At 71.9% G+C, this 12,572-nt stretch carries 8 protein-coding genes; all 8 read right to left on the reverse strand.

Translation table 11 applies throughout. From position 1 onward, the window contains the following. The 8 genes from ACGF3J_RS37895 to ACGF3J_RS37930 all read right to left on the reverse strand — a co-directional run bounded on the left by ACGF3J_RS37895 (nt 1) and on the right by ACGF3J_RS37930 (nt 12,280). On the reverse strand, nt 1-903 hold the full coding sequence (locus tag ACGF3J_RS37895; RefSeq protein WP_393856054.1) for an NUDIX domain-containing protein: 903 nt from the start codon (nt 901-903) through the stop codon (nt 1-3). A gap of 70 nt (nt 904-973) precedes the next feature. After that, nucleotides 974-2,209: a M15 family metallopeptidase gene (locus ACGF3J_RS37900; protein ID WP_393856055.1), complete on the reverse strand. Its 1,236-nt coding sequence runs from the start codon at nt 2,207-2,209 to the stop codon at nt 974-976. Nucleotides 2,210-2,226: 17 nt separating this feature from the next. Next, complete coding sequence (locus ACGF3J_RS37905; protein ID WP_393856056.1) at nt 2,227-3,705, reverse strand: NUDIX domain-containing protein; 1,479 nt, start codon at nt 3,703-3,705, stop codon at nt 2,227-2,229. A gap of 94 nt (nt 3,706-3,799) precedes the next feature. Beyond that, the gene (locus ACGF3J_RS37910) at nt 3,800-5,740 is read right to left on the reverse strand and encodes an ATP-binding cassette domain-containing protein (RefSeq protein WP_393856057.1); all 1,941 of its coding nucleotides are present in this window, start codon (nt 5,738-5,740) and stop codon (nt 3,800-3,802) included. A gap of 234 nt (nt 5,741-5,974) precedes the next feature. After that, complete coding sequence (locus tag ACGF3J_RS37915; RefSeq protein ID WP_393856058.1) at nt 5,975-7,087, reverse strand: hypothetical protein; 1,113 nt, start codon at nt 7,085-7,087, stop codon at nt 5,975-5,977. A gap of 4 nt (nt 7,088-7,091) precedes the next feature. Further along, complete coding sequence (fxlM, locus tag ACGF3J_RS37920; RefSeq protein ID WP_393856059.1) at nt 7,092-9,137, reverse strand: methyltransferase, FxLD system; 2,046 nt, start codon at nt 9,135-9,137, stop codon at nt 7,092-7,094. A gap of 36 nt (nt 9,138-9,173) precedes the next feature. Beyond that, nucleotides 9,174-10,244, reverse strand: coding sequence for a lanthionine synthetase C family protein (locus ACGF3J_RS37925; RefSeq protein ID WP_393856060.1), 1,071 nt, complete (start codon nt 10,242-10,244; stop codon nt 9,174-9,176). Next, complete coding sequence (locus tag ACGF3J_RS37930; RefSeq protein WP_393856061.1) at nt 10,241-12,280, reverse strand: lantibiotic dehydratase family protein; 2,040 nt, start codon at nt 12,278-12,280, stop codon at nt 10,241-10,243. Before ACGF3J_RS37930 ends, ACGF3J_RS37925 begins: the two co-directional genes overlap by 4 nt. Nucleotides 12,281-12,572 lie beyond the last annotated feature (292 nt).

Here is a 12,572-nt window from a genome sequence, read left to right on the forward strand (position 1 = left end):
TCAGGTGTGTGTGATCAGGTAGGCGGGGCCTTCGCCGCGTCGGGCTCGTTCGATGGCGTCGAGGCGCGTGAAGGCGCGCGGGGCCATCAGCTCCTGCCAGGTTGCGAGGTCGTGGACGGCCCACATGTCGTGTTCAGCGGGGTCGAGGCGGATCCGGTCGAGCTGGTCGGCGGTCAGCCGGCCTCCGTCGAAGATGAGCCCCACCTTGTTCAGCGGCTGGCGCGGTCCAGAGTGGAGGAAGTGCGTCAGGAGTAGGGTCGGCGTGTTGAGGGCGAGCTCCAGGCCGGTCTCCTCGACCGTCTCCCGCCGGGCGGTCTGCAGCGGGTCCTCGCCCGGGGCATCCAGGTTGCCGCCGGGGAATTGCCAGAGTCTCGAGCCGTAGACCGAACGGAGCTGGACCGGACGGTCGTGTTCGTCGCGGATGTACAGGCAGCCGTACACCGTGTGGTGGGGGACGGTCTGCGCGTACTCCTCGGCTGGCATCGGCAGGGGGCGGCCGGGCCGGGCAGGACGGTGGTCGAAGGCGAGGGCGAGAACGCCGAGGGCTTCCTTGGCCGGCGGGTAGATGCCGCGGAGGTCGGCGAGCAGCTCGTCGGGTGACCCGTCCGGGTTGATACGTGAGGTGTCCTCCGAGCGGAGCAGGTCATCGAAGGAGGGGTACGGGGTGATCCGCTGAGCGATGACGTCGAGTTCCCGCCCGGTGTCCCGGTCGTGGAAGACGAGCGTGTCGCCCACGGCGACGGCGCGCCTGCTCGGGGTGGCCACCCTCACTTCGATCGTCTTGCGCCCTGCTTCCACCTGCCGGTAGTACCGGCCGAGCAGGTGCATGTGGTGCTCGGGCGGTTCGTCTCCGGCCGCCGGGCTCGGGATGGCTGGGATCGCTTGCTGGGTGTCGTCAGGCATACGTGCCTCCGTTCGATGCTTTCCGCCCGTCGCGGCCGTGTGGCCCGACGCGGACGCGTCCGTCGGCGTGCTACGGCAGTTCGGCCGGTCCGTAGCGTGCGTGCGGCTCCTGCCGCATCAGGGCGTCGTACCGGTCTGCTGCCGAGAAGTGCCAGAACTCGGTCCCGTAGTTCGTGAATCCCGCGCCTTCCATGGCGTTGAGCAGCAGGGTGCGGTGGTGACGCGCGTGTTCGCTGAGGTTCGGGGCGTGTGTGAAGCAGGTCCCGTCGCTCTCCTCGGGGGAGGCGTTGACGCGGGTGCCGAGGTCGAGTTCGTGGCCGTCCTGGTCGATGAGGGTCACGTCCACGGCCGCGCCCGCGGAGTGAGGCGCGATCTCTGGCGGCGACACGTACCGGCTGGCGGCCCGGTGCAGCTGCTCGGGTGTCCAGTCAGGGTGGGCGGCGGCCAGCTCGTTCCGGTAGTCAGTGAAGTAGCGTTGCTGGAGGACCGGCGGCCGGTAGCCCTCGATGAATAGAAGGTCGTTGCCGGCGGGCAGGAGCGAGCGGGCATGCTTCAACCGGTCCAGGACGCCGTCACGGACGTGGGCGAACGCCCCCAGTGGGTCTTGCTTGCGGGGGTCGACGCGAAGGTTGTGGTCGCGCACGTCGACGAGTGGCTCTCCGCACTCGCGCACGGGGATCGCCGCGACCTGCGGATCGGACATCAACACCGGAGGAATCATCGAGTCTCCCTGTGACGGATTGCGCTGAGGTGGCGAGGCGTGGGCGGCAGCGGTCAGATCGGTCTCGCGTACGATCCGGGCGACGGTGTCCTGCAGCGTGCTGTCGGCCGGGATCACGGTTTCCAGCCCGCCGGGCAGCAGGTCCAGCTCGCGGTACCAGGAGGTGAGGTGGGCGTCGGTGACGTGCGCCAGGTAGGCGGCATCCGCCTTTGACGCGTGCCGTACCAACGTCGTTTCCAGCGGCACGTCCAGGTAGTAGCACCTGGAGACGCCGCGGTGGTCCCGTACCAGAGACGTGATCATGTGGCCGTAGCGGTCGGCATACAGGATCCCTTCGAGTACGACGTGGAAGCCGGCGTCGAGGGCTGCGCGTGCGATCGTGCCCAGCAGGGCGATGTTGGCGCCGCGCGCGGTGTCGTGTTCCCTGAGCACGTTCCGGCGGATCACGTCCTGGCCCACGATCGCGATACCGCGGCCGTAGTGATCTCGCAGGCCCTGGGCCACGCTCGACTTGCCGGACGCCGAGTTGCCGCGGATTACTACGAGGCGGGTGTCTGGACGCCCGGTCGCTGTCGCAGTGGGCACGCGACTGGATGCGCTGGTCATGCGGGCCAGCCGGTCTCGCTGTACAGCTCGTCGTTCTGGATCTTCGCGATGGCCAGTCGGGTGTAGGGGACGAGGTCGTCGGGAAGGGCGGTGGGATCCCAGAATTTCCACTGGGTGCACTTGTCCGGCTCGCGCAGCACCGGCTCGCCGCTCCAGGTACGGGCGCGGAAGAACAGGCCCATGCGGGGAGGGTTCCTGGGCTGACCGATGTGGTGGACGACGTGGACGAGTTCGACGTCCTGGCGCTCGATGTGCAACCCGGCTTCCTCCATCGCCTCCCTGATCAGGCAGTCGATGGCGTTCTCCTGCTCGCAGTGGCCGGCCAGGACGTGCCAGGTGGAGGGCGCGAACGCGGAGTCGGGGTGGCGCAGCCCGAGCAGCACCGTCCCGTCCGGGCGTTCCAGGTAGAGGTGGACGCCGATGATGTGGGGGACCGTGCCGTGCGGTGACACCAGACGCTGTTCCTCGGGCTCGGCCTCGGGTCCGCTCCGCGTCGGCGGGTGGCCGGCGGCGTGGCGCCGTACGAGGTCGCTGGTCGTGTCCGCGATGCGCAGGCGGTGGAGGTCGTCGGGGGAGAACCAGGCGAGCATGACTCCTTCGGTCAGGTGGAGTTCGCGCGGGTCGCCGTTCCAGCGGCCGGCGTAGATGGCGATGGGTACGGTCGTGCCGTCGTCGTGGGAGGCGTACTCGGTGCCGAACGGGGACAGGCCGGCGAGATCGAGGCCGGCTTCCTCAGCCAGTTCGCGCCGCACGGTGTGTTCCAGGGTGGCGTCCTGGGGCTCTCGGCCGCCCCCGAGCAGGGACCACATGCCCGGCTCCCAGATCTGTCCGGGGAAGTAGTCGCGGAGATGGAGCAGGTACTCGCCGCGGTCGTTGTAGATCAGGGCGGAGGCGTTGGCCGTCTCGGGTTCGACCTGGAGCGGCAGTTTGAGGAGCTTCTCGCGCAGTGTCGGGGAAGTTACCCGGTCCACGGGACGCCACTCGATGCCGCCGACCTCCTCTTCCTGCAGCACGACCGGTACCGCGGTCGTCCGCAGGCGGAAGGGGAACCGGAGGTCGAAGTGCTGGTGTGCGGGCTCCCCCTTGCCCGGATGGGCGTCGATGTCGTGGATGTCGATGTCCAGCGGCACGGTCTCGTAGCCCGGCCACGGCGTGACGGCCCGAGCCGGGATCCCGGTCTCCTCGTGCAGCTCGCGCAGAGCCGCCGCTGCCAGGGAGTCGTCGGTGCGCTCAGTGTGTCCGCCAGGGACGAGGACCTTCCCGCTGGCCAGGTGCAGCACGTGCAGGATGCGGCCGAGCTGGTCGACGACGATCGCGCCGCAGGTGACGTGCCCGGTGAAGGTCGAGCGGCTGGCGATGTCCTCGCCAGGCCGGTCGAGGGCGTCCAGGAGGACGCTGAGCTGCTCGCGCTCGTGAGGGTGACGGGCGAGGTAGGGATAGACGGTGGTGCGGATGTGGTGGTGCGACAACGACATGGGGACTACCTCGCAGGGACGTGGGGCGGAGGGAGCATCGGGAACGGGCTGGTGTCTCTGTCCGGCGGACCGGTGGCCCGGCACGGCCCGGTGATCAGGGGGCGTCGCCGCTCATCCGGCGCTGCAGATCCCACAGGGACCGGAACAGCCCCGGCTGCCGCGTGAGCTGGGCGTAGGTGCCCTCCTGGACGATCCGCCCCTGGTCCAGGACCACGATCCGGTCGGCGACGGCCACGTTGGTGAGGCGGTGCGTGATCAGCAGGACGGCGCGGTCCTTGGCCAGTTCGCGCAGACCGGCGAAGATCCGGTGCTCGGCGCGGGCGTCGAGGGCGGCCGTGGGTTCGTCCATCACCAGCAGCGCTGCCTGCCGATGGAACGCGCGGGTGAGGACCAGGCGCTGCCACTGCCCGCCGGAGAGCTGCTGTCCTCCGAACCACTCGCTGGTCAGGAGGGTGTTGAGGCCCGAGCGGAGATGGGGAAGCATCTCCGCGGCGCCGGACGCCTCGCACGCGGCGAGCAGGGCGGCGTCGCTGGTGTCGCCCTGCCCGAAGGTGATGTTGTCGCGCATCGTCAGTGGCAGGTAGGTGAACTTCTGCGGGACCAGCGCGACGTGCTCCCACGACCTCCACGGGTCCAGGTCCGCGGTGGAGGCATGGTCCCAGGCCACGTCGCCCTCGGTGGGCAGCAGTAACCCGCACAGCAGGCGTGAGAGGGTCGTCTTGCCGGAGCCGTTTTCCCCGACCAGCGCCACGATCTCGCCGCGCTTCACGTGGAGGGAGACGTTGCTCAGGCTGTCCTTGGGGGCGCCGTCGTAGCGGTAGGTGACGTCACGGACCTCGAAGCGCTCCGGGGCCGCGGGGAGCGACGCGGTGCCGCGTGAGTCGATCATGGCCTGGCCGTGAGCGTTGTCGAGGAAGTTCTGCCAGTCCTGCACGTACCAGCCGGTGCGCACCAGGCGGGCCCCGCCGTTGATGATGCCGCGCACCGAACCGGTGGCGGTCTGCAGGGCGAAGACGGCGCCGCCGCCGGCCGCCAGGCTCATCCGCCCGGAGGCCAGGAGCCACAACAGCGCCGCCCACACCGCGGCCGAGGCGACCCCGCCGGCCACGGCCCCGGCCAGCCCCATCCACGCACCGGTGTTCGCGGCCTTGCGCTCGGCGTCGTTGACCGAGGCGGCCAGCCGCCGGTACCGGCCGATCAGGAAGGGGCCGGCCAGGCAGGCACGCATCTCCTCGCTCGACTCCTGATAGGCCATGTGCCAGCGAAGCTTGCCCAGCATCCGGCGCCGCCCGGAGGTCTCCAGCCCGGCGAGGTAGAGCACCCGTGCGGAGCGCACGTACGCGGCGGCCTGCGGCAGACAGGCGAGGAAGAGAAGGGGAAGGAGCAGGGGGTGCAGGACGGTCAGGACGGTGGCGCCGGCCGCCAGCGTGGCGGTGGCCGCCAGCACGTCCTGCGCTTCTTCTACGAGGTCGGGGGTGACCTGGGCGCCGCGGTCGGCGATGTCGTAGGCGTCGTTGTAGCCGGGCTTGTTGTTGGCGGCCAGTTCCGCACCGAGCGCGGCCTCGATCATCGTCAGCTCCGCCGCCCGGCCGAGCACCGGACGCAGACGCCCGGTGAGCCAGACGACGGCGATGCCCATCAGCGCGCGCAGGCCGGCGGCGGCGGCGATCACGGCAAGCTGCGGGGCGGCGTCCCACAGCCGCTCGGTGATGTCGCCCGAGGAGACCAGCGCGGTGATCGTGCCCGTGACGGCCAGGAGGCCGAGGGCCGCGAGGACGCCCGTCCCGATCTGGCACATCAACAGGCCGACGGTCGCGCCGCGGTCCACGCGCCAGGCCATCCGCACCGAGCGTCGCACCAGCGAGGGCAGGCGCCGCGCCATGGTGCGGGAGGTCAGCAGGGAGCCGGCCTGGAGCCTGGACTCGTCGCGGTAGAGGTATTCCTCTTCTCGAACACCGGCGTCCTGATGTTCGCTGGCCGGCGCGGGCCCCTCGGGTGGTTGTGGCGGCTGGTCCTGTGTAATGGCCGAGGTCATCGTTCCCCCTGGGACGGTCGCTGCGGCAAGGTCGTGAGGTCTAACGACGCGGTTGCGATATCGAACACACGTCATTCGGTCGTGCTGGAAAGCCCGTGATTCCCTGCGTCCGTGGAACCCGCAGGCGCCACATCCCTGGTCTGGCTTGGAGCGGCTGCGGGCAGGAAATGGCCGAAACGCCGACACCGCCACACCACGTGGGCAGTACGCCTCGGCAGAGAAGGTCACCCCCTCCTAACCGGTATGGGAATCGGCCTCCAGCAGCTTTTCCAGCTCCCTCTCGGCGTAGCCGACCGCGGCCGTCAGGGCCTCGTGGTCGTGGGCGGACAGAGCACCGGCCCCCAGTCCGGCCGCGGCGATCACCGCGGTCAGCGCTCCGGTCGCCTGCTCGGCCAGGGCTGACGCGGCGACGGGGTGGTGCAGAGCCTCTCGTGCGGCGTAGGCGTCGAGTCGGGCGACGCTGACGAGGGAGTCGAGTATCCGGGCATGATGGCGGCCGGCGCGGTCCACTTCCAGGGCCGACAGGCCCGTTCGGGCCTGGAAGACGGCGGTCGGCGGATCGGGATGGGCAAGGAGCTGGACGGCTTCCTCCACTGTGCGGTCGAGATCGTCTCCGGGGACGGGGGCCTCGGCGGGCCAGCAGTGCGCGTGCAGGAGGAGCGCGACGGCTTTCTCCCAGGGCTCGGTGGGCTGAGTGGTGTCGATCAAGTCGCGGGCCTGCTGGTCCAACCCCTGCTCCATCAGGGCCATGATCTTGATCTGGCGACCATCGAGGAGGCGGTTGCCGATGCCGCGGTGCCGGGCCATGGCGTCGGCGGCCTCGATCCACCGCCCGATCTGGGCGAGGGCGCGGGCCCCATCCACGAGCAGCGTGACGTACAGCTCCTGGCACACCGTGCGGTGGTCCTCGTCTGTGCCGGTCAGGGTCGAGAGGTCGACGGTGCGGCCGTCGATGTCGGTCTTGTTGCGGTGTCGGGCTGCGTCGTTGAGGCAGTGCAACAAGCTGTAGGCGAGGTGGCCGTGGCCGGCGCGGGTCTGCAGCCGGGCGAGGTTGACCAGTGGCATCAGTGACATGACGGCGACCCGTCCCCGGAGGCGTCCGGCGTTGGAGAAGACTTGGTGCTGGCGCCAGCACAGATCCTCGGCCAGGTCGGGCAGGCCGACGTCGGAGGCGATGAGAGCCGCGTAGTTGAGGACCCCGCAGGCGCGGGCCACCAGGTCGTGGTGGCTCGCACCCGCGGGCGCGACGGTCAGCCCGGTGAGGTGGTTGATGCGCTCCTCCAGGGGGAGCGCGGGCGCCTTGGTGCGGCGGACCAGGGGGATGCGGCTGGCTATCGCGGGGATCATCGGCTCAGCCCTTGCGCGCCCAGTCGACGACCAGTCGGCTGTAAGGCTTGTCGACGACGAAGCGCGGGTCGTTGGTCGTCAGCCGTTCGCGCGAGTCGGCGACGGCCATCCGGAAGCCCGGCTCGGGGGCGTCGTTGCCGCCGGTCGCGTCCCAGGCGCGGATCTCGCTCACCACGCGCTCGGCGAGGTCGGCGCCGCCCTCGCCGTGGCCGACCACGCCGACCTCCCAGTACCGGCCCTTCTCGTCCTCGCCCTCGCGGATGGTCAGGTACGCGAGCGACCCGGCGTCGAGGGCGGCCATGGAGCCCCACCCGAAGTGCGGGGTGAATCCGGGGCGCTGGCCCGGCAGGCGGGAGAGGCCGTTGGGCAGCACGCAGGCCAGGTACAGGTACAGCCACTCCCAGGCGGAGCCCTGGCGGAACTTCACCCCGGTGTAGATCTTGGTCTGCTGCTGGTCGAGGACGGTACGCAGGGCGTCGCGGTCGGCGTCCTGCTCGCTGAACGTCTCCAGGCGCACGTTGCCCTCGCCGGCCATCGGCACGAGCGTGTAGACGTCGTCGCAGACGCCCTTGCGCAGCGGGATGAAGGTGGCCATCTCGCAGGAGACGGTCTTCCACGTATCTCCGGCGCGTTCGAAGGCGAAGGAGCGGGAGATGCTGCCGCGGATGCGCATCGGCAGGACCAGGCGCCCGCCGGGGGCGAGCTGGTCGAGGATCTTCACGGGGACGTCGCCCGCGCCGACGGTGAAGATGATCCGGTCGAAGGGAGCGTGCTCGGGCAGCCCGGCTGCGCCGTCGGCCATCACCGCGGTGGCGTTGTCGACGTCGGCCTCGGCGAGGTGGCGGCTCGCGCCGGCGACGAGGTCCTGGTCGACGTCGAGGGTCCACACCTGCCCGCTGGGGGAGACGATTTTGCCGAGGAGGGCTGCGTTGTAGCCGGTGGCGGCTCCGGCTTCCAGGACCTTGTGGCCGGGCTGGGCGCCGAGCTGTTCGAGCTGGGTGGCGACGATGGACGGTGCGGAGATGCAGGAGATCATCTCCCCGTGCTCGTCGTGCTTGATCGAGACCGCGTCCTCCTTGTACGCGCTCTCCAGGTCGACGCCGGGCAGGAAGGCGTGCCGGTCGGTGGTGCGGAAGGCGTCGATGGCGGCCTTGCTGTGCAGGTGGCCGCTGTCGACGAGCCGCTGGGCGAGGGCTTCGCTCAACTGGTGGGGGTCGGTGGCGGGTGTCACGGTGGTCTCCATTCGGGGGAGGCTAGGGTCCGCGGAGGCGGACTTGCGGGTAGACACGTCGGCTCCTTCTTGAGTGGAGAAGGCGACGTGACGGCCGAGCCAGGCGGTGGCGGCCTGCGCGTCGGCAGGCACGCCCGCACGGTTGAACGCGAAAATCGCGTGATGGGCGAGGACGCCCCGGATTCCGCGTATCAGGCGGCCGTCGGCGGCGAGCCGGCGCAGGAGACGGCCGGCGTCCTCGAACGCGGCGACGCGCTCGACCCAGCCGGCTTCCGCGTCGGGGCGCAGAGCGGCATCCGCGTTCATCAGCCGCCGCATGGCGGAGACGGCCTGCTCCAGCGCGGGGCCCTGGGGCGGGGTGACGGGAGGCCGCAGGGCAGCCCATTGGGCGTAGACGTCTCCGGCTTCGAACGGGTCCAGCCCGGCCGCGCGGATCATGGCTGACAGCAGCAGCACGCTGCGCTCGCGGGCGCCGGGGACGCCGGTCTCGGCGAGCGCGGCCGGGCTGTCGGCGCAGAACACCGCGTGTGCGACCGCCATGCCCTCCAGGCCGCCGAAGGCATATGTCTCCGGCTCGTAGATCCCGCCCGTCCACCCGGTGATGACGCGGTCGGCGACGAGCTGGTCCAGCAGGCCGGTGGCGGGCTGTTCGGTGCGCAGGCGCACGCCGGCGTCCTTGCGCAGGAAGTGAAAGCGGTGTTTGGCCAGCGCGGACGCCAGGGTCCGAGCGGCGTCCAACCGCGGATCGGCGAAGGCCACGGATGCGTGCCACCAGGACGTGGCCGGGGGGATCGGCAGGTTCTCGTCGTCGAAGGCCATGGGAGGCAACTCCTTGCACGTCGGCAGGTTCGGGGATCAGGTGAGCAGGAGGGCGCGGCTCCAGCCGGTGGCATCGGGGGCCTGCAGGGCGAGTTGGGCTCCGGCGCGACCTTCCATGAAGCCGAGCTTGGGCAGGCGCTTCCAACTGGTGGCCAGCCGTTGGTGCAGGTCCTGGATGATCGGGCTGAAGCGGTCAGGTGCGGGGCTGTCGGCGGCGACCGCGCGGGTGAGCGTCAGCAGCCCGGCCCAGCCGTGGCAGAGTGTGGAGTCGGTGATGCGGGCGAGGTGCAGCGGGTCGGTCAGGGTGGTCTCGATGGTGTCCTCGGCCGCCCGGCGGCGGGCGGGGTCGCCGAGGGCGAGCGCGGCGAGCTGCTGGGCGCGGGCGATGCCGGGCTGGCCGTAGCACCAGGACTGGCGGGTCGGCTCAGGCGCGGGCGGCTGGTCGGCGTCCAGGTGGGCTGCGGTGGACCAGTAATGGGCGCCGTACCGGTCGAGCCAGGTCGCGAAGGTGTCGACGGCTTCCTCCTGACCGGGGACGCTGATGCCGTCGCGCAGTGCGAGAGAGAGCACGGCAAGGGGCCCGGCGATGCCGTGGGCCATGCCGTTATTGCCGTGCCCGCCGGGCATCTCCTTCCCGTTGGGGCCGACCGGCGACCACCACCCGGGCACTGTCCGGCCGTCACCATGGGCGGGGTGGGCGAGCGCGACGAGGCAGGTGAGCACGTCGGGCAGCCGGGGCGCGGACGGTTGTCGGGAGAGCAGGAGGGCGGCGAGCCCGGTCAGGCCGCGGATGAGGTCCCATTCGGTGAGGTGGGGCAGCGCGCCGGCCGCCTGGCGGCGGTGGGCGCCGGCGAGCCGGGCGTCCACGACGCGGTCGACGGCCGCGCGGACGTTGTCGTCGGCTCCGTGGGCGCGGGCCAGGACGAACTCCAGGGCGGGTGCGCCGTGGAAGAGGCTGGCGTTGCTGCCGGTGCTGACCCCGCCGGCGGTGGCCTGGGCGAGGTGGCGGCGTGCGGTGGACAGGTCGCGGCGCTCGATGTCGAGCAGGGCCATCCCCAGGGCGCCCTCGGACAAGTCCTGCGTGCGAGGCACGGTCGTCGCGGTCATGAGCGCCTGGCCAGGGGGACGACGATGCTGTGGGCCCGGCCGCCGATCCACCCGTCGGCGTCCGGCGGGGGCGCGTCGTGCAGGGTGGCGATGCCGAAGGGGCTGGCGTCCAGGTGCGCGCGCAGGAGGTCCATGTCGATGTCGCGGGCGAGGTCGAGGGGCAGCTGCTGGTCGTCCTCGGCGAGCAGGACCCGCTTCGGCACCCGGAACCGGGCACGCCAGGCGTGGAGTTGGTCCGCCCACTGCTGGAGGGGCGCGGTGCGGGCGGGCAGCGTGCGGCTGCGGATCTTCCAGCGGGCGGTGGTGAGGATGGTGCGCCGGTAGGTGAGGGCGGGAGTGAAGGGCAGGGTCCAGGCGGCGCCCCAGTCGAACCAGGTCACCTGCGGGGAGGCGGCCCGGCTGATCTCGCCGAGGAAGCGGGCCATCGGCGGGGTGTAGTTGTTCCACAGGAAGTTGATGGCGGTGGGGGCCAGCAGCTCCAGCGGCTTGCCCGTCGCGGATTCCACCAGCTGGGGGCGGCCGTCGGCGACGGTGACCGCAAGGTCGCGGGGGAAGAGGACGTGCGGGGCGGGGCGGCGAAATTCGCCGATGCTCACGATCCGGCGCAGGGCCTGGGGCGCGCGGGTGAGCAGATCGGCCGCCACCCGCCCGGCATGGAAGGAGAGCTGCGCGAGTTCCGCCTCCGGATCGACGGTGGCCAGGTTCGCGTACGCCGTCTCGGTGCCGGGGAACAGGTGCCAGAACCGGCCGGTCATCGATCCGGCCGAGCGGGAGACGGTCAGAACGCGGAGCCGGAAGTCGCCCCGGTCCAGGGCAGGGCCGGAGGCGGCGTGGACCTGTGCGGCCAGTTCGAGGTGGGGCGCCGCGTCGCGAGGCTTGCCGCCGGCCGCTGCCTCCAGTTCCTCGATCAGCGCCTCGGTCACCGCGACGGTGCGGCTGCCTTCGGCGGCGGCGGTGCCGGCCAGCTCCAGCAGCAGGCGGTCGCGCCGGGACATCGGCCTGGGTGGTTCACTCGCCGTGACGAACCCGGCCGGGAAGCCCACGCCCCGGTCGGGGTCCGTGGCCACCTCCACCGGCACCGCGGTGTTCTCGCCGTAGCGCTCGGAGAACTGCTCGATCCACCGCCGCCAGGTCGGTGTCCCGTTCGGATGGGTGACCAGGCGGGCCAGGACGGTCGCTGCGGTCTCCGCCTCGGTCAGCGCCTGCTCGGACAGCCGCACGTCGGCGTCCAGCCGCAGGTCGCAGGCGGCCCGCAGGCCGGCTGCCTGAGCGCGCGCCGCAGGCGGTAAGACGTCGGTGGGATCGGCGACGGTGGCGGGCGCGCGCAGCGAGGAGCGCAGCAGCCGCACCCGCAGCAGTTCACCGAGCAGCCGATCACGCGCGGTGCCGTCCACGGCGGGAAACTCCGCGGCCAGCTTCTCTGACAACTGGCGATACGCGATGGGCGATCGGGCCAGGTCGAGCACGAGACGCAGTGCGGGGCTCAGGGAGAGACGGAAGGCGGCGTCTCCCTCCGAGGGGACGTGGATGTGCCGGTCGCGCTGCTGGATCAGGGTGTTGACACAGACCTCTGTGTCGGCCATGCGTCCGGCGTCGCTCTCCCAGGTGCTGAGCATCTCGTCGAGTAAGGCCGGCTCGGGGCGGGTCACGGCCTGGTGCTCGTCGCCGATGCGGACGGCCGTGGCCTGGTCGAAGGCGAGCGGGGCGACGCCGGCGAACAGGCCGTAAGGCGTGGAGCGGTGGGCGTAGCGGATCGCGTAGCGGGCGGTGGCCAGCGCCGCCCGGCGCATCCGGCGCACCTTCGGTGTACGGCCGTCGATGATGGCTTGCACCTGCTGGGCGAGGATAGGGCTTGCCTGCGACACGGTCTGGCGGAAGTCGGCATCGGACCACACCGTGCTCAGCCACGCGCGCCACTCCTCCGCAGGCGCCGTAGATGTAGGCCAGGGCGGCATGGCGGGCTCGGACGTGTGGGCCGCGGCGCGCAGCATGGTCTGCCCCGTGGCCTCGTACAGGCTGGGCCGGTGCCGTGTCATCAGGGCTCTCCTCATCTTCCGGTGTGGCGGGCGGGCGGGCGGGTTGGGCGTGGCGGGGGGGGGGGGGGGGGGGCCCCCCCGCCCCCGGGGGCGGGGGGGGGGGGGGGGGGGGGGGCGGGGGGGCGGCGGGGGGGGGGGGGGGGGGGGGGCGGCGGGGGCCCCGGGGGCCGGCCCCGCGGCCCGGCCGGGGGGGGGGGGGCGGGACTCCCCCGGGCGCGTCGGGACGGTGGCCGGCAGCTGCTGCGGATCGCGCGGCGGCACCGGGTCCGGCTCGGGCGCACACGACGGCACC

Origin of the sequence: Streptomyces sp. NPDC048171 (genome assembly GCF_043202655.1) — a bacterium.
In the GTDB taxonomy this organism is placed as follows: Bacteria; Actinomycetota; Actinomycetes; order Streptomycetales; family Streptomycetaceae; genus Streptomyces.